Genomic DNA, 17,989 nt, shown 5'->3' on the forward strand with positions numbered 1-17,989 from the left:
GCCCCTCTCGTGGGTGTCAGCTGCCGTGGACCCCGACCTCGTGGAGGGAGTAGCCCCAGTCGGTGCCGCGTTCCAGACCCTGGACGCGTACGTACCTGGCCGGTGTACCGGTGAATCTCGCGGTGTCCAGGCCGCCGTCGCCCGCCGTCGTGGACCAGGCGGTCCGCCAGTTCTCACCGTCGGTGGAGAGCTCGACGCGGTACGACTTCGCGTACGCGTCCTCCCAGTCCAGGGTGACCCGCTCGACGCGCTTCGTGGACCCGAGGTCGAGCCGGTACCACTGGTCGTCGCTCCAGTCGCTCGCCCAGCGGGTGCCGCGGTCGCCGTCGACGGCCCGGTGCGGCTTGTAATTCGTGAACAGGCTCCACTCCGAGGAACTGGCCGACGTGGCCGCGCCGCGCGCGAGATCGGGCCCGGCCTCGTGGCTCTCGGAGGCCTTCCAGGTGTCGAGGTAGGACTCGGCGCCGCGGAAGAGGTCGTCCACCACGTCCTGGCCGCCGACCCGGCGGATGTCCTCGATCCAGTCCGGGACGAGGCCGTAGTGGGCGGCTCCGTCGGTGTTCAGGTCCCAGGTGCGCTCGCCGGTGGTCTGCCGGTCGATGACGGAGCCCCCGTCGACGCTCTTGAAGGGGTACGTCACCTTGTTGGGGGCGTCCGCGCCGCGCGGTCCCGGCCAGCCGCCGACGCCGTTCATGTCGGTTCCGTAGCCGTAGCCCACGCCGTACTTGTCGCGCAGGGCCTCCGTGCGCTTCGCCTCCGAGATGAAGCCCTCGGAGCCGTGCATGTACTGGGCGATGAAGCCGCCGAGACCGTAGACCCGCTCGGTCCAGTCCATGTCCATCCAGCTGTGCGAGGAGAGCACGCCGGGGTAGGACTCGGCCTCGAAGATGTCGAGCACCCGGCCGGTGGCCTTGACGCTCATGTGGTCGATCTCCAGCATCATGCCGCGTTGCATCATGCCGCGGACGGCGTACTCGCCCAGTCCCGTGAGCCCTCTGACGTTGCACTGGGCGTCAGCGCTGTACGAGGGGACCTCCTCGCCCGCCGGGAGCTTCTTCTCGGCCTCCGCCGCCGAGGCGTTGCCGATGGGGTTGTCGTGCTGGGGCCCCTTGCACTGCTCCGTCTTCCAGTAGGTGCCCGTCGACAGGAACTGCCCGACGTTGATGGCCGTTCCGAGCGAGCCCGAGTCGAAGCGGACACCGCACAGCGCGTTGTCGAACTTGTGGCACAGGAACATGCTGCGCACACCCAGCGAGTACAGCTCGTCCAGGCCCTTGTCGATGTCGGCCCTGCTGCACTGCGCGATGTCGAGGATCTGCTTGCAGCCGAAGGGCTCGGACGTCTCCACGCCGAGGACGACCGCCAGCTTGCCCTGCTCGGCGACCTCACGGGCCTGCGCGCTGTCGGTGACGATCCGGAAGAAGCCCTTGCCCGGTCCGCCGTAGATCTTGTCGATGTAGGCCTGCATGTCGTACGTCAGCTTGGCCTGCAGCCGGATGGACGTCATCTCGTCGCAGCCGCGGTCCTTGAAGAAGTACACGGAGCAGATGACGCCGTTGGTGACGAGGTCGTTGACCAGCACGCGCTGGCCGCCGCGCCAGGCCCGCTCCACCCAGGCGTAGTAGTTCTGCTGGTGGGTCAGCGAGTCGTGGGCCGGCCAGTCCTTGAAGGTGGGCCAGCCGTTCGGGTCGTGCTTGCCGTCACCGCCGTTGGTGATGAAGTCGAAGATCGCGAGCGAGCCGTCCGGGTAGTGCTCGGGACAGTCCTTGAGCGCGTCCGCGACGCCCTGCTCGGAGAACGGCTTTCCGCAGATCAGACGGCCGCCGAAGGCCTCGTCGGAGAAGATGTGGTCGTGCGCGTCGACGAAGCCGCGCACCTCGCCCCGGGCGTTGGTGCCGGTGAAGGGCTCCCCCGTGACGTTGACCCCGGAGTCCGGCGCGGGCCGCGCGGTCGGGTTCCACCAGTCGGTTCCGGCCGCCGAACTCGGTGTGGGACCGAGCGCGAGGGACAGCACGAGCAGGAGGAGCGACACGACGGTGATGTTCTTGCGTCTGCGGTACGGGCGTCCGGAACTGGTCACAGCCCACGTCCCTTGGTCGGCGGGATGGCGGGGTCGACGTATCGGGCCGTCTGGGCCTTGTGGGCCGGGGAGCGACAGCCCGATTGTCATGACCTCGCCCATGGTGCGACGAGGATGACCACTACCGCCTTACGAGTCAAGAGTCCGGGACAGATGACCTACTGACGGGTCATCAGAACGGCATCACGGGCGAGAGCCGGATCCGTGTCGACCGAGCCGTCGGCGAAGGGCCGCCGTCAGTCCGACCGGCGCCACGCGCAGCACCACGGCTCCCTTCGAGCCGCGAGGGAGTGGCTTGGCGTAGTAGGGGCGGCCGAGCCGGGCGGCGCGGAACCAGCGGGTGCCGGTCAGTCCCTTCAGGGGAGGGACGGGAATCCGGCTGTTCGGCTCGTCCGTACGGAGGGTCAGCGTCCAGCGTCCCGGAGGCAGCCTCCTGACCGGCAGGCGTGCGGTGAAGCCGGTGCCGCCGCCGTCCGGCGCGTACCGCAGGGGCACCTCTCGCACCGAGCCCGAGTCGCCTTCGGCGCGCAGGGCCGTGGGCCCGGGGCGGCCCGTGGCGTCATCGGCCAGGCGCCCGCTGACGACGAGCGTGCCGGGCGCGGACGTGTCCCAGACGATCCCGGTCACGTGGCAGACCGGCTCGTCCTCGGTCCGCCGGACGTCCAGGGAGAAGTTCCCGTACGGGGTGAAGAACGGACGCGCGGTGGTGGCCCCGACCTCGCGCCTCGGCGGGGCGGTCCTCCGGCCGTTCGCGTCGGTCCCGGCCTGCCGGAGCCTGACGGTCCGGCTGACTCCCTTGGCCCGCACGTCCAGGTGGAGGTCCCACACCCCGGCGCCGAGCGGTGCGCCCGAGTCGACGGTGCTCAGATCCACCTCGACGAGGAAGCCGGTGGCCTGGTCGTCGGGCTGGTGGGAGGAGGTACGGACCGTCACGGGCACGCGGATGTCCGGGTGCGGGAAGCCACGCGGGCGCAGGATCAGCCGGGTGGTGGGCTCCAGGGCGCCGAGGGACTCGATACGGGCGTGGCCGGCGAGCCGAAGCACACCGCCGTCGCCCGTCCACGCCGCTTCGGCCAGTTCATGACGGACCGGGAGCCGGTCCGTGGCGTCGAAGCAGGCGTCCGGGACCGCCTTCACCGGGTCCCGGAAGAAGGGGTGGCACCAGTAGACGCGGCCCTTGTCGACGACGTTGCCGCGCGCCGCGTCCTCCTTGGCGTGCCGGGCCACGGTGATGAGGTCCTCGTACCGGTCCGCGCGCAGAAGGTGGACGATGAGCCGGTCCTGCGGGGCGAGCTGCTGGAAGACACCCTCGGTGACGTAGCTCAGTGCCCAGTCCCGGAACTGCGGATAGAAGCGCTCCCGCGCCTGCTGTTCGCTCTCCTTGGGCAGCAGGGCGCGCAGCGGCCCGCACAGCTCCCACTCCACATGGCGGCGCATGATCTGGTCCCGGCGCGGGCCGGGTTCCAGATAGCGGGCGACCGTCTCGAAGCACAGCCGGGTGCCGTCCATACGGTGGACGAGGTCGGCGGCGGTGAGGGTGAGATTGTTGCCGTTCTGGCGGTTGCGCGAGTAGTAGCAGTCGTAGTCGGCCACCACGGAGATGCCGTCGGCGTTGAGGAAGGCCGCGGCCGTGAACGGCTTGTCCTCGCAGTTGCGGAACGGCGGGAACCTCAGGTCCAGCCGCTCGATCAGCGAGCGCCGGAACAGCTTCCAGCAGCCCAGGGTGCGATAGGCGGCCGAGGAGAAGACATCGGTCCGGGGCTGGTTGTGCGAGAAGACGGCCGTCGGCACGGCACGTCCGCCCACGGACACCATCTTGCCGAGGACCACGTCGGTGCGGTTCTCGTCCGCCATCGCGACCATGCGGCGCAGGGCGTCGGGGCCCAGGTAGTCGTCGGAGTCGAGGAAGAAGACGTAGTCACCGCCGGCCCTGTCCAGACCGGTGTTGCGTGGGCCGCCGGCTCCTCCGCTGTTGGGCTGGTGGACGACGCGCAGGCTGGGGCAGGTGCGCGCGAGCCGGTCCAGTTCGTCCGCAGTGCCGTCGGTCGAGCCGTCGTCGACCGCGATGATCTCGATCTTGTCCAGGCCGAGCGTCTGCTCCATGACGGAGGTGACGCACTTCGTCAGTTCCGGCATGGAGTTGTACGCCGGGATGATCACGCTGACGCGGGGCGGATTCGTACGCAGCATGATGACTCCAATCTCCTTGGAGCTTCCGGCGCGCCCCGGCCCGGCCGCCCCGCGAGAGGCGTCCTCCTACGCCGCCCGAGTGGGTGAACCACCCGTTCGGGCCAGGGCGGCGGCCTTCACGACTCCCGGTGTGCATCCGCGTTGCGTACGAACAGCGCGTGCAGATCACGCACGGCCCGGGGGACCGAGACGGCATGGCGGCGCTGCAGCACCAGCAGCACATCGGTCTCGTCCCCGGCCAGTGGCCGTACGGTGAGGGTGCCCCGCCGCTCCAGGGGATCGCCGAGGACACTGAAGTCGGGCAGCACCGTCGCCCCCAGCCCCTCGGCGACCATCAGCTTGCCCATCTCGGCCCCGTCGGTGGAGTACGAGAAGGACGGCGTCCGGCCGCGCAGCAGCCGGTGGACGTAGCGGTGCATGACATAGCCGGACCGCATCACGATGAGCGGCTCGGCGAGGAGACTGTCGACATCCACCGCGTCCAGGGCCGCCAGCGGACTGTCCGGGCGTACGCACACCACCGGCCGCCCGCGCAGCAGCTCGGTCGTCTCGAAGCCGGGCGGCATGTCGTCGCCGTGGAGATAGTTCACCAGCCCCAGGTCGAAGGCGCCCTCCAGCAGCCCGCGGTGGATGTCGGCCTGCTGCGCGCCGACCACCTCGACCTGGGTGGCCGGATGCGCGGAGCGGAACTCGCGCACGGTCGGGATGAGCAGCGGAACGGTGGCCGTGTTGACCGTGCCGAGCCGCACCATGCGGCTGATGCGGTGCTGGTCGCCGGCCGCGCCGCGCAGCCGGTCCACCGCGTCCAGCACCGTCATGATGTGCGGCAGCAGTTCCCGGCCCTCGTCACTGACCTTCGCCCCCGACCGCTTGCGCTCCAGCAGGTCCACACCGAGTTCCCGCTCCAGATTGCGCACGGTCTCGCTCAACGCGGGCTGGGACAGGTGCAGTTCCTCGGCGGCACGCCGCAGCGAACCGAACCGGGTGACGGCGGCGATGTATTCCAGCTGTTCTATACGCACGACAGGAGACTGCGTCCCCCGCGAGCCCGGTTCAAGGGAATCCCTGTCACAACCTCGTGAATACCGACTCTCACCATGTGGAATCTCCACCCGGTCTGCTTGACCGGCCGGACCCGCGCTTGGTTGGATCGTTGACATGAAGCGACAGGACCTCACGCAGCGACGCCACGTCGATCTCGCGCGTGTCTCCAGCTCCTGCTGTCGCAGCCGCGTCTGAGCGCAGCGCACCGAGGGAAACCCTCCCACTCGCTTTCTGCGCCCTCTCCGTTCATGAATTCCGGTCCCGGACGTTCTCCGTCGTGCTGACGGCTTTCCCGGGACCGCTGTTCCAGCGCGCCTGAATTCCCCTCGCGAGCACGTTTTCGTGCCGACGCCTGTGTGTTTCGCGTGCCTTTCCGCTCTCCCAGGAGTTCCCCATGCCCGTACCGCCCGCATCCGACCCCGTCCGCTTCGCCTACTGGGTGCCGAACGTCAGCGGCGGCCTGGTCACCAGCACCATCGAGCAGCGCACCGACTGGGGCTACGACTACAACCGCGAACTGGCCGTCCTCGCCGAGAACAACGGCTTCGACTACGCGCTCAGCCAGGTCCGCTACATGGCCAGCTACGGTGCCGAGAACCAGCACGAGTCGACCAGCTTCAGCCTCGCCCTGCTGCTCGCCACCCAGCGGCTGAAGGTCATCGCCGCCGTCCACCCCGGTCTGTGGCACCCGGGCGTCCTCGCCAAACTCGGCGCCACCGCCGACCACCTGTCGGGTGGCCGCTTCGCCGTCAACGTCGTCAGCGGCTGGTTCAAGGGCGAGTTCACCGCCCTCGGCGAGCCGTGGCTGGAGCACGACGAGCGTTACCGGCGTGCGGAGGAGTTCATCACCGCCCTGCGCACCATCTGGACCGAGGACCACGCCGAACTCGCCGGTGACTTCTACCGGGTGCGCGACTTCTCCCTCAAGCCCAAGCCGCTGAACACCCCCGAGCGCCCGCACCCCGAGATCTTCCAGGGCGGCAACTCCACCGCCGCCCGCGCCATGGCCGGCCGGGTCTCCGACTGGTACTTCAGCAACGGCAAGGACTTCGACGGCGTCACCGAGCAGATCAACGACGTACGCGCCTCCGCCGCCGAGGCGGGCCGCACGCCCCCGAAGTTCGGTCTCAACGGCTTCCTCATCGCCCGCGACACCGAGGCCGAGGCCCGCGAGCAGCTCCGCGAGATCGTCGCCCACGCCGACACCGAGGCCGTGCACGGCTTCCGCGACGCCGTCCAGCAGGCCGGACAGTCCACCGCCGACGGCAAGGGCATGTGGCAGGACTCCAGTTTCGAGGACCTCGTCCAGTACAACGACGGCTTCCGCACGGGCCTCATCGGCACGCCCGAGCAGATCGCCGAACGGATCGTCGCCTACAAGCGGCTCGGCGTCGACCTCTTCCTCCTCGGCTTCCTGCACTACCACGAGGAGGTCGAGTACTTCGGCAAGCGGGTGCTGCCCCTCGTGCGCGAACTGGAGGCCCAGCAAGCCGAGTCGGAGTCCTCTGCCGCCGTCCGCGCCTGACCGCCCGACCCGCACCTGACCCGCATCCGAGAGTGAAGGGGTTCCCACCATGAGCACCGCCGCACCGGCCGACTGGAAGACCGCCACCACCCCGAAGGACGCAGAGGGCTGGCTCGCCCGCGCCGCCGAGGTCGCCGCCGTCCTTGCCGCCGACGCCGCCGCCCGCGACAAGGCAGCCGCCACCCCGTACGCCGAGGTCCAGTTGCTGAAGGACTCCGGCCTGGTCACCCTCCTCGGCCCCGTCGAGCACGGCGGCGCGGGCCAGGACTGGCCCACCGCCTACCGTGTCGTCCGCGAGGTCGCCAAGGCGGACGGCTCCATCGGCCAGCTGCTCGGCTACCACTACCTGTGGAACTGGGCTGCCCGTCTGGTCGCCACCCGCGAGCAGTGGGAGCACGTGGAGGCCGAGGCCGCCCGCAACCAGTGGTTCTTCGGCGGCGCGGTCAACCCCCGCGACGAGGACGTGGTGGTGCGGGACGAGGGCGACACCCTCACCTTCACCGGCCGCAAGTCCTTCTCCACCGGCAGCAAGGTCTCCGACGTCACCGTGCTCGAAGGCGTCCTGGAAGGCACCGACGACCACGTCTTCGCCATCGTCCCGTCCGACAGCGAGGGCCTGACCTTCCACGACGACTGGGACAACATCGGCCAGCGCCTCACCGAGAGCGGCGGCGTCACCCTCGAAACAGTACGCGTCCCCTGGTCGGCCGCGGCGGGCTACGTGGACAAGCAGTTCCGGCCGCGCATCTACAACACCCTCAATGTGCCGACCATCCAGCTCGTCTTCGTCAACTTCTACCTCGGCATCGCCACAGGCGCCCTGGAGACCGCCGCCACCTACACCCGCACGAAGGCCCGCGCCTGGCTGCACGGCGGCCACGAGCACGCCGTTGACGAGCCCTACGTCATCGACACCTACGGCGACCTCACCGCCAAGCTGTGGGCCGCCGAAGCACTGGCCGACGCCGTGGCCGCCGAGGGCCAGAAGCTGCACGACGACCCCGACGCGGTCACCGAACAGGCCCGCGGTGAGTTCGAGGTGCGGGTGGCGGCCGTGAAGGCCCGCGCGACCGACGTGGCTCTGGAGGTCACCAACCGCATCTTCGAGGTGACCGGAGCCCGCGCCACCGCCTCCGCCGAGGGCCTCGACCGCTTCTGGCGCAACGTCCGCACCCACACCCTCCACGACCCGGTGGCCTACAAGCGCCGTGAGATCGGCCGCCACGTCCTCACCGGCGAACTGCCGCAGCCCACCTGGTACTCCTGAAAGGTTTTCCCATGGCCACCATCCTCTCCGTCTCCGGCAGCCCCTCCGCCACCTCCCGCACCGCCCGGCTGCTGCGCCACCTGGACGACCGGCTCGCCGCCCAGGGCCACGAGGTGATCCCGTTCGACGTCCGCACCCTCCCGCCCGAGGCCCTGCTGTACGCCGACTTCCGGCACCCGGCGATCGTCGACGCCACCGCCCTGGTCGAGCGCGCGGACGGCATCGTGATCGGCACCCCCGTCTACAAGGCCGCCTACTCCGGGCTGCTGAAGTCCTTGCTGGACCTGCTCCCGCAGTACGCACTGGCCGGCAAGACGGTCCTGCCGCTCGCCACCGGCGGGTCCGTCGCCCACGTCCTGGCCATCGACTACGCCCTGCGTCCCGTGCTGAGCTCCATGGGCGCCGCGCACATCGTCCCGGGCTGGTTCACCCTCGACAAGGACATCACCGTGGGCGATGACGGCTCCCTGACCGTCGCGCCCGGCACCGCCGAGGCCCTGGCTCAGGTCACCGACCAGTTCTCGCTCGCCCTCGGCGGCCGCCCGACCCTGCTGGCGGCCACCGGATGACCGCCGTGACCGTGCTCGCCGGCGACGCCGAGGCCCTCGGCGTCGCCGCCGAACTGGCCGCGGACTTCCGCAAGGACGCCGCCGAGCGGGACGCGGGGCGCCGGCTTCCGCACGCGGAACTGGAGCGGCTGTCCGCCTCCGGGCTGCTCGGGGTGACGGTTCCCGCGGAGTTCGGCGGCGCGGACGTCCGTACCGAGACGCTCGCGGAGATCTTCCGGCTGCTGGCCTCCGCCGACGCCAGCCTCGCCCAGATCCCGCAGAGCCACTTCGTCTACGTCAACGTGCTGCGCCGCCAGGGCACGCACGCCCAGCAGGAGTTCTTCTTCGGCGAGGTACTGCGGGGCAGGAGGTTCGGCAACGCCCAGTCCGAGGCGGGCACCAAGCACGTCCAGGACATCCGCACCAGGCTCGCGCGACGCCCGGACGGCTCGTACGTCCTCGACGGCGTCAAGCACTACTCCACGGGCGCCCTGTTCGCCCACTGGATCCCCGTCCTGGCCCGCGCCGACGACGACACCCTGCACGTGGCGTACGTACCGCGCGACACCCCCGGCGTGACGGTCGTCGACGACTGGGACGGCATGGGGCAGCGCACCACCGCCAGCGGAACGGTCCGCCTGGAGCGGGTGCCCGTTCCCGCCGACCGGGTCCTGCCCCACCACCTCACCTTCCAGGGGCCTCAACTCCACGGTGCCGTGGCCCAGTTGCTGCACGCCGCCATCGACGCGGGGATCGCATCCGGCGCGCTGGCGGAGGCCGTGGAGTTCGTCCGCACGAAGAGCCGGCCCTGGTTCGAGAGCGGGTTCGAGACGGCCGCGGAGGATCCGCTGCTGATCCAGCGGTTCGGCGAACTCGCGATCCGGCTGCGGGCGGCGGAGGCCCTGCTGCGGGAGGCCGCACGGGCGGTCGACTCCGCTCGAGACGATCTGACCGACGACTCGGCCGCCGAGGCCTCGATCGCGGTGGCCACCGCCAAGGTGACCGCCGCGGAGACCGCCGTCGAGATCGGCAGCGCCCTCTTCGAGGTCGCCGGCACCCGGTCGGCGCTCGACTCCCTGGGCCTGCACCGCCACTGGCGCGACGCCCGCACCCACACCCTGCACGACCCGGCCCGCTGGAAGGTCCAGCACATCGGCCGCTACGTGCTGAGCGGCACCCGGCCGCCCCGGCACGGCCTGCTCTGACCACCCCCTCTTCTGAACGCCTTCCTCCTGATCGGAGATCTCTCGTGTCCCTCACCTTCCACTGGTTCCTGCCCACCAACGGCGACAGCCGCCATGTCGTCGGCGGCGGCCACGGCACCCCGGCCACCGCCTCCGGCCGGGACCGGCCGCCGACGGTCGCCTACCTGAGCCAGATCGCCCGCGCCGCCGAGGACCTCGGCTTCGTCGGCGCCCTCACCCCCACCGGCGCCTGGTGCGAGGACGCGTGGCTGACGACGGCGATGGTCAGCCAGAACACCGAGCGGCTGAAGTTCCTGGTGGCCTTCCGGCCCGGCTTCGTCTCGCCCACGCTCGCCGCGCAGATGGCTTCCACCTTCCAGCGGCAGAGCGGCGGACGTCTGCTGCTCAACGTCGTCACCGGCGGCGAGAGCCACGAGCAGCGTGCCTACGGAGACTTCCTCGACAAGGACGCGCGCTACCGCCGGACCGGCGAGTTCCTGCAGATCGTGCGGGAGCTGTGGGAGGGCAAGACCGTCGATCTGCATGGCGAGCACCTCCAGGTGGCGGACGCGACGCTGGCCCGGGTGCCCGACCCGGTCCCCGAGGTCTACTTCGGCGGCTCCTCGCCGATCGCCGGAGAGATCGCCGCGCGGCACGTGGACGTGTACCTCACCTGGGGTGAACCGCCCGCGCAGGTCGCCGAGAAGATCGCCTGGATCAGGAAGCTGGCGGCCGAGCAGGGCCGCACCGTACGGTTCGGCATCCGGCTGCACGTCATCACCCGCGACACCTCCGAGCAGGCGTGGGCGGAGGCCAACCGGCTGCTCGACGGCTTCGACCCGGAGACCGTGGCGTCCGTGCAGGCCGGACTGGCCCGCAGCGAGTCCGCCGGGCAGCAGCGCATGCTCGCCCTGCACGGCGGCGGCCGGGACGGCCTGGAGATCCACCCCAACCTGTGGGCCGGCATCGGCCTGGTGCGCGGCGGGGCGGGCACGGCCCTGGTCGGCAGCCACGACGAGGTCGCCGAGCGCATCAAGGAGTACGCGGCCCTCGGCATCGAGGAGTTCGTCCTCTCCGGCTACCCCCACCTGGAGGAGGCCTACTGGTTCGGCGAGGGCGTCCTGCCGAGGCTGGAGGCACAGGGCCTGTGGCAGCACCCCTTCCCGCAGGTCGCGGCCGCCGCCCAGGTCCCCTTCGCGGGCGCGGGGAACCCACGATGACGCAGGTGATCGCCGACGACGCCGAGGCGATCACCGTCGCGGCCGGACTCGCCGCCGAGTTCGCCCGCGACGCCGCCCTGCGCGACGCCGAGCGCATCCTGCCGCGCGCCGAGCTCGACCGGCTGTCCGCCTCCGGGCTGCTGGGCATCACCGTGCCCCGCTCCCACGGCGGTGCCGAGGTCGGCGCGCGCACCCTCGGCGAGGTCGTCCGGCTGCTGTCGGCGGCCGACGCCAGCATCGGCCAGATCCCGCAGAACCACTTCTTCTTCGTGGAGGTGCTGAAGGAGAACGGCACGGCCGGGCAGCGGGACCTCTTCCACGCCGAACTGCTGGCGGGACGCAGGTTCGGCAACGCCCTCGCCGAGAAGGGCACCCGGCACGCGCTGGAGTTCTCCACCCGCCTGAAGCCCCGCCCCGACGGCTCGTACACCCTGACCGGCACCAAGAACTACGCCACCGGCGCCCTGTTCGCCCACTGGATCCCGGTCTTCGCCCTCGCCCCGGACGACAGCCTCACCGCGGCGTTCGTCCCGTACGACGCCCCCGGGGTCACGGTCGTCGACGACTGGGACGGCATCGGGCAGCGCGGCACCGCGAGCGGGACCGTGCGCTTCACGGACGTGCATGTTCCGGCCGACCGGGTGGTGCCCCATCACCTCACCTTCGAACGGCCCGAGGTCTTCGGCGCCTTCGGCCAGTTCATCCACGCTGCCGTCGACACCGGCATCGCCCGCGGGGCCCTGGAGGAGGGCGGCGAGCTGATCCGGGACATCGCCCGGCCGTGGGGCGAGTCGGGCGCCGACCGGGCGAACGAAGAACCACTGGTGATCAACAAGTTCGGCGAGCTGGCCCTGGTCGTACGCGCCGCCGAGGCCCTCCTCGACCGGGCCGGAGCCGCCCTCGACGCCGCTCGTGGTGCCCCCGGCGACGCGGGCCTCGCGGCCGAGGCCTCCGTGGCCGTGGCCGCCGCCCGCGCCCAGGCCGACACCGCCGCGCTGACCGTGGCGAACGACGTCTTCGCGCTCATCGGCACCCGGTCCGTGACCGGTGGCCGGGGCCTGGACCGGCACTGGCGCAACGCCCGCACCCACACCCTGCACGACCCGCGCCGCTGGAAGATCCAGCACCTCGGCAACCACGCCCTGAACGGGGTCGCCCCGCCCGCCAACGGAATCGTCTGAGGACCCCATGACCACGACCGACTGGATCGCGACCGCCCGCGCCGTGGCCGCCGACCTCGCCCAGGACGCCGCCCAGCGCGACAAGGCCAACAAGCCGCCCTTCGAGGAGGCCGAACGGCTGCGTGCCGCCGGGCTGCTGACGCTGCTGGTCCCCGCCGAGTACGGCGGTGGGGGAGCGGACTGGCGCACCGCCTACGCCGTCATCCGCGAGATCGCCGCCGGGGACGGCTCGATCGGGCAACTCCTCGGCTACCACTACCTGCTGTCCTGGAACCCGCGCTTCTTCGGAGAGCCCGCCACCGCCGAGCGGCTGGAGCGCGCGGCGGCCGAGGGGCAGTGGCTGTGGGGCGGGGCGTTCAACCCCCGGGACCCGGACGTCACCCTGACCCCCGAGGGCGACGGCTTCCGGCTCGACGGGCGCAAGAGCTTCGCGACCGGCGCCCGCGTGGCCGACCGGCTCGTAGCCGGTGCCACCAGCACCGACACCGGAGAACCCGTAGTCGTCTTCGTCGACCCGGCCCACCCCGGAGTCGTACGCCACGACGACTGGGACAACTTCGGGCAGCGGCTCTCGGCCAGCGGCAGCGTGGAGTTCCACGCCGTGCCGGTGGCGGCGGACGACATCATCGGGTCCCTCTCCGAGGAGGCCGGCACCCTCACCCCGTTCGCCACCCTCGTCACCCCCGCGATCCAGCTGGTCTTCGTCCACTTCTACCTGGGCATCGCCGAGGGCGCGCTCGCCGCGGCCGCCGACTACACCCGCGACACCACCCGCCCCTGGCCGCTGTCGGGCGTCGACTCCGCCACCCAGGACCCCTACACCCTGGCCACCTACGGCGAACTCGCCGTGTCCGCACGCTCGGTGCGGCTCCTCGCCGACCACGCCGCCGAAGCCGTCCAGCGCGGCATCGACCGCGGCCAGGACCTCACCGCCGAGGAGCGCGGCGAGATCGCCGTCACCGTCGCCGCCGCCAAGGTCGCCTCGACCAAGGCCGCCCTCGACATCACCGCCCGGATCCTCGAGGTCACCGGCGCGAGGGCGACGGCGTCCGCGCACGGCTTCGACCGCTTCTGGCGCAACGTGCGCACCCACACCCTGCACGACCCCGTCGCCTACAAGCTCCGCGAGGTCGGCGACCACTTCCTGAACGGCGCCCACGCGCCTTTCACCCTCTACACCTGAGAACTCTCTCCACCCAAGAGCAGGTAAGAAGAAGCCAGGAGAACCACCCCATGACCCCGCCCCCGCGCCTCCCGCGTTCCCCGCTCTCCCGCAGACACCTGCTGCGCGCCGCCGGCGGTGCGGCGGCCCTCGCCGCGGCCGGCCCGCTCCTGACCGCCTGCGGCTCCTCCGAGGCCGCCGCGCTCGACCCGACCGCCAAGCCCGACCTCGACGGGGTCACCCTCAAGATCCTCGCCAACCAGCCGAACGCCCTGTCGTTCAAGTACCTGAGCAAGCCCTTCGAGGAGGCCACCGGCGCCAAGCTGTCGGTGACACCCGTGCCGTACGACAAGCTCACGGCGAAGGCCGTGCTCGACGTGCAGTCCGGGGCGGGCCAGTTCGACGTCTTCATGTACTGGTACGCGGCCGTCGGCACCCTCGCCGAGGGCGGCGTCATCGAGGACCTCACCGCGTACATCAAGGCGCACAAGGACATCGAGGAGAGCGACTTCCTGCCGTCCCTGTACGACACCTACACCCGCTACGACGGCAAGCGCTGGGGCCTGCCCTACGACGGCGACACCCACATCCTCTTCTACAACACCGAGATCTTCGAACGGCACAAGGTCGAGGCACCCCGCACCTGGGCGGAGTACAACGACATCGCCGCGAAGATCACCAAGGACGCCAAGGGCAAGTACTACGGCACCATCATCGAGGCCCAGCAGGTCCCCGTGATCCTCGGCTGCGCCTTCGCCAACCGCCTCGCCGGGTACGGCGGTTCGTTCCTCGACGCGTCGGGCGCGCCCACCCTCGACACCCCGGAGGCGATCGAGGCCGCGCAGGTGCTGTTCGACGCCGCGCCCAGCGCGCTGCCCACCCCGCTGCAGATCGGCTTCGACCAGGCGCTGCCCGCCTTCCTCGACGGCAAGGGCGCCATGCTCGACTTCTGGACCGACTTCGCCAAGCGCGCCCAGGACCCGGGGCAGTCGAAGGTCGTCGACAAGTGGGCCGTCACCACGCTCCCGGTCGGCGGCGACAACACCAAGCCCCGTACCTCGCTCGACGCGGGCTTCGGACTGGCGGTGTCCACGGCGTCGAAGCAGAAGGAGGCCGCCGCCGCCTTCATCAAGTGGGCCACCGCCGCACAGCAGAACCTCCTCGTGCTCGCCCGGCCCGACGCGGGCGCCGACCCGATCCGCACCAGCACCCTCAGCTCCTCGGCGTTCCGCAAGAACTCGCCCGACTCCTACGAGGCCGTCCGCACCGGCCTCGCGGGCGACCCGCTGCCCTGGCCGACCGTACCCAAGGCACCCGACGTGCTCCAGACCCTCGTGGACGAACTCGCGCTCGGCCTGCAGGGCAAGCAGAGCGCGAAGACCGCCCTGGGGAACACGCAGCGCGCCTGGGCCAAGGAACTCAAGGGAGCGTCCGGATGACAGCCAGGCCGGCCGCCCGGGTCCCCGGGGCGCTCGCCGCGCCGTCCGTGGTCTTCCTCGCGGTCTTCGCCGCCTACCCGCTCGTCTACGTCATCGGCCTGGCCTTCACCGACTCCACCCTCGCCCGGCCCCTGCGACGCTGGACCGGGTTCGACAACTTCCGTACCGCGCTGGAGAGCCAGTCGTTCACCGGATCGCTGTGGCGGTCGGTGCTCTTCGCGGTGCTCGCCGCCGCCGTGCAACTGGTGCTGGGCACCGCCCTCGCGCTCCTGCTGCGCGCCCGGGCCACCCGCCCCGGCTTGCTGGGCACCCTTCTGCTGCTGCCGCTGGTCACGCCGCCCGTCATGGTCGGCGTGGCGTGGAAGCTGCTGCTGGCCCCGGTCGGCGGCGCCCTCAACGGCGTCCTGCACGCGCTGGGACTGCCCGGCGTGAACCCGCTCGGCACCAGTACGGGAGCCTTCACCACCCTCGTCGTCATCGACAGCTGGCAGTGGACACCCTTCGTGATGCTGCTCGTGTACGCCGCCCTCCTCGGCGTACCGGACGAGCTGCGCGAGGCCGCCGCCCTCGACGGCGCCGGCCGCTCGCGCACCCTCCGCTCGATCGTCCTGCCGTACATCGAACCGACCCTGCTGTCCGTCCTGCTGCTCAAACTCGTGATCGGCTTCAAGGTCTTCGACATCGTCTACGTCGTGACGGCCGGCGGCCCCGGCTTCTCGACCACCACGAGCACGTACGACATCCAGCGCACCGCGCTGCAGGAGTTCGACGTCGGCGGCGCGGCAGCCGCGACCGTGCTGTTCTCCCTGCTGATCGGCCTGGTCACCAGCCTGGTGGCGATACGCCGCGAGAAGTACGAGGAGGTGGCGGTGTGACCACACTCGAAGCCGTACGGGAAGAGGTGGCGGCCGAACCCGCGCCCCAGAAGCCCCCGCGCCGCACCACCGGACTCACCGCGCTGCTCACGGTGATCGCCCTGCTCATGGCCGTACCGCTGCTGTACGTCGCCTCACTCTCCGTCCGCTCCCGCGACGACGTCCTCAACGGCGGACTGCTGCCCTCCCGCCTGTTCTGGCGGAACTGGCCCGACACCTTCCGGGCCGTCGAGGTCGGCCACTACATCGTCAACTCCTGGACGGTCGCGGCCGGTTCCGTCGTGCTCACGCTGCTGATCGCCGTGCCGGGCGCGTACTTCACCGCGCGGGCCGGACGCCGTGGGGGCCGCCTCGCGACCCTGGTGCTGTCCAGCTACTGCGCGCCGCCCGTCGTGGCCGTCCTGCCGCTGTTCTACCTGCTGCGGAACCTGGAGCTGAACAACACCGTCACCGGGCTCGCCCTGGTGGACGGTCTGGCGAACGTGCCGGTGGCGATCTGGCTGCTGGACGGCTTCGTACGGAAGGTGCCGAAGGAGATCGAGGAGGCCGCCTGGCTCGACGGACTCGGCCCTTGGGCGAGCCTCAGGCGCGTCGTCCTGCCGCTCATCGCGCCGGGTGTCGCGGCCGCCGCGCTGATCTGCTTCTTCCTCAGCTACAACGAGTTCCTCTTCGCCCTCAGCTTCGCCCAGGACAGCAGCGCGCAGACCCTGCCCGTGCTGCTCTCCCTCTTCCAGGGCGACAAGAACGTCGAGTTCGGCCAGCAGGCCGTCGTCTCCCTCATCGGCATCGCGCCCGTCTACGTCCTGGCCGTGGCCGCCCAGCGCCGGCTCGTCGCCGGTCTGTCCTCCGGAGCCCTGAAATGACCCGCCGCATCCATCTGAACGCCTTCGACATGGCCTGCGTCGGCCACCAGTCGCCCGGCCTGTGGCGGCACCCCGACGACCAGGCCCACCGCTACACCGACCTCGCCTACTGGACCGGCCTGGCACGGCTGCTGGAGCGCGGCGGCTTCGACTCGCTCTTCATCGCCGACGTGCTCGGCGCGTACGACGTCTATCAGGGCTCGCGTGACGCCGCTGTCCGCCAAGGCGCGCAGATCCCGCTGTCCGACCCGCTGCCCGCCGTCTCCGCCATGGCCGCGGTGACCGAGCGTCTGGGCTTCGGTGTCACCGTGTCCCTCACCTACGAGCAGCCGTACAAGCTCGCCCGCACCCTCACCACTCTCGATCACCTGACCAAGGGCCGGATCGCGTGGAACGTCGTCACCTCCTACCTCGAGAGCGCCGCCCGCAACCTGGGGCTCGGTGAACAGGTCGGGCACGACGACCGCTACGAGGTCGCCGAGGAGTTCCTCGAGGTCTGCTACAAGCTGTGGGAGTACTCCTGGGACGACGACGCGGTCGTCCGCGACCGGGAACGGGGCGTCTTCACCGACCCCGCCCGCATCCGGGACATCGCCCACAAGGGCCGCCACTTCACCGTGCCGGGCGTGTTCCTGTCCGAGCCGTCCCCGCAGCGCACCCCGGTCGTCTTCCAGGCCGGCGCCTCCCCGCGCGGCCGGGCCTTCGCCGCCCGGCACGGCGAGGGCGTCTTCATCAACGCCGTCAATCCGCAGGCGACCCGCCGCGTCGTCGACGACATCCGGGCCAAGGCCGCCGCCGAGGGCCGCGACCCGTACAGCGTCAAGATCTTCATCCTGCTCACCGCGATCACCGCCCCCACCGACGAGGAGGCCCAGGCCAAGTACGCCGACCTGATCTCCTACGCCTCCTACGAGGGCGCCCTCGCGCTCTACGGCGGCTGGAGCGGCCTCGACCTGTCCGAACTCGCGCCGGACCAGCCCTTGGAGTACGTCGACACCGACGCCGTCCGCTCCGCACTCGCGATCTTCTCCACCGCCGATCCGACCCGTCGCTGGACCCCCGACGACGTAGCCCGCTACCTGGGGATCGGCGGTATCGGCCCGGTGGTGGTGGGGTCCCCGGCCACGGTCGCCGATGAACTGGAACGCTGGGTGGAGGAGGCGGACATCGACGGCTTCAACCTCGCCTACGCCGTGACGCCCGGCACCTTCGCCGACTTCGTCGACCTGGTCGTGCCCGAGCTGCGCGAACGCGGCCGGCTCCCGGACACGCCCACCGGCACCACGCTGCGCGAACGCCTGCACGGCCCGGGCGGCGGACCTCGTGTCCGGGCCGACCACCCGGCGGCCGAGTACCGCGAACTGGCCGCCCGGGAGCGGGAGTCGGCCGCGACCCGCCGGGATTGACGGGT

15 protein-coding genes are annotated in these 17,989 nt (G+C 71.1%); 12 read left to right on the forward strand and 3 right to left on the reverse strand.

Translation table 11 applies throughout. From position 1 onward, the window contains the following. Window positions 1–16: 16 nt before the first annotated feature. The 3 genes from OHU35_RS39750 to OHU35_RS39760 all read right to left on the reverse strand — a co-directional run bounded on the left by OHU35_RS39750 (window position 17) and on the right by OHU35_RS39760 (window position 5,292). Entirely contained in the window at window positions 17–2,080 is a 2,064-nt protein-coding gene (locus OHU35_RS39750; RefSeq protein ID WP_405508831.1) for a discoidin domain-containing protein, read from the reverse strand. A gap of 183 nt (window positions 2,081–2,263) precedes the next feature. After that, complete coding sequence (locus tag OHU35_RS39755) at window positions 2,264–4,270, reverse strand: glycosyltransferase family 2 protein (RefSeq protein WP_405508833.1); 2,007 nt, start codon at window positions 4,268–4,270, stop codon at window positions 2,264–2,266. Between the two features lie 116 nt (window positions 4,271–4,386). Further along, on the reverse strand, window positions 4,387–5,292 hold the full coding sequence (locus OHU35_RS39760) for a LysR family transcriptional regulator (protein WP_189727562.1): 906 nt from the start codon (window positions 5,290–5,292) through the stop codon (window positions 4,387–4,389). Between the two features lie 136 nt (window positions 5,293–5,428). Here OHU35_RS39760 and OHU35_RS39765 point away from each other — a divergent pair, with 136 nt between their 5' ends. The 12 genes from OHU35_RS39765 to OHU35_RS39820 all read left to right on the forward strand — a co-directional run bounded on the left by OHU35_RS39765 (window position 5,429) and on the right by OHU35_RS39820 (window position 17,984). Further along, a complete protein-coding gene (locus OHU35_RS39765; protein ID WP_359892990.1) occupies window positions 5,429–5,509 on the forward strand; it encodes a putative leader peptide in 81 nt (26 codons plus the stop codon). 199 nt (window positions 5,510–5,708) lie between these two features. Continuing rightward, complete coding sequence (gene sfnG, locus OHU35_RS39770; protein ID WP_405508836.1) at window positions 5,709–6,839, forward strand: dimethylsulfone monooxygenase SfnG; 1,131 nt, start codon at window positions 5,709–5,711, stop codon at window positions 6,837–6,839. A gap of 49 nt (window positions 6,840–6,888) precedes the next feature. After that, window positions 6,889–8,106, forward strand: a complete 1,218-nt coding sequence (locus OHU35_RS39775; RefSeq protein WP_405508838.1) for an acyl-CoA dehydrogenase family protein — start codon at window positions 6,889–6,891, stop codon at window positions 8,104–8,106. Between the two features lie 11 nt (window positions 8,107–8,117). Continuing rightward, window positions 8,118–8,675 carry an NADPH-dependent FMN reductase gene (gene ssuE, locus OHU35_RS39780; protein ID WP_189727559.1) on the forward strand — a complete coding sequence of 186 codons (558 nt, stop codon included), beginning with the start codon at window positions 8,118–8,120 and terminating at the stop codon, window positions 8,673–8,675. After that, a complete protein-coding gene (locus OHU35_RS39785; RefSeq protein WP_405508841.1) occupies window positions 8,672–9,859 on the forward strand; it encodes an SfnB family sulfur acquisition oxidoreductase in 1,188 nt (395 codons plus the stop codon). Before ssuE ends, OHU35_RS39785 begins: the two co-directional genes overlap by 4 nt. Window positions 9,860–9,903: 44 nt before the next feature. Then, window positions 9,904–11,058, forward strand: coding sequence for an LLM class flavin-dependent oxidoreductase (locus OHU35_RS39790; RefSeq protein ID WP_405508843.1), 1,155 nt, complete (start codon window positions 9,904–9,906; stop codon window positions 11,056–11,058). Continuing rightward, window positions 11,055–12,239: an SfnB family sulfur acquisition oxidoreductase gene (locus tag OHU35_RS39795; protein WP_189727556.1), complete on the forward strand. Its 1,185-nt coding sequence runs from the start codon at window positions 11,055–11,057 to the stop codon at window positions 12,237–12,239. Before OHU35_RS39790 ends, OHU35_RS39795 begins: the two co-directional genes overlap by 4 nt. A gap of 7 nt (window positions 12,240–12,246) precedes the next feature. Further along, complete coding sequence (locus tag OHU35_RS39800) at window positions 12,247–13,422, forward strand: acyl-CoA dehydrogenase family protein (RefSeq protein ID WP_189727555.1); 1,176 nt, start codon at window positions 12,247–12,249, stop codon at window positions 13,420–13,422. Window positions 13,423–13,472: 50 nt separating this feature from the next. After that, window positions 13,473–14,840 (forward strand): ABC transporter substrate-binding protein, encoded by a 1,368-nt coding sequence (locus tag OHU35_RS39805; protein WP_405508846.1) that lies wholly within the window; start codon window positions 13,473–13,475, stop codon window positions 14,838–14,840. Next, window positions 14,837–15,715 (forward strand): carbohydrate ABC transporter permease, encoded by an 879-nt coding sequence (locus OHU35_RS39810; RefSeq protein ID WP_405508848.1) that lies wholly within the window; start codon window positions 14,837–14,839, stop codon window positions 15,713–15,715. Before OHU35_RS39805 ends, OHU35_RS39810 begins: the two co-directional genes overlap by 4 nt. Continuing rightward, on the forward strand, window positions 15,712–16,578 hold the full coding sequence (locus OHU35_RS39815; protein WP_405508850.1) for a carbohydrate ABC transporter permease: 867 nt from the start codon (window positions 15,712–15,714) through the stop codon (window positions 16,576–16,578). The genes OHU35_RS39810 and OHU35_RS39815 overlap by 4 nt, the downstream gene beginning before the upstream one ends. Beyond that, window positions 16,575–17,984 carry an LLM class flavin-dependent oxidoreductase gene (locus OHU35_RS39820; protein ID WP_405508852.1) on the forward strand — a complete coding sequence of 470 codons (1,410 nt, stop codon included), beginning with the start codon at window positions 16,575–16,577 and terminating at the stop codon, window positions 17,982–17,984. Before OHU35_RS39815 ends, OHU35_RS39820 begins: the two co-directional genes overlap by 4 nt. Window positions 17,985–17,989 lie beyond the last annotated feature (5 nt).

This window comes from Streptomyces purpurascens, assembly GCF_045040895.1.
Taxonomy (GTDB): Bacteria; Actinomycetota; Actinomycetes; order Streptomycetales; family Streptomycetaceae; genus Streptomyces; species Streptomyces purpurascens.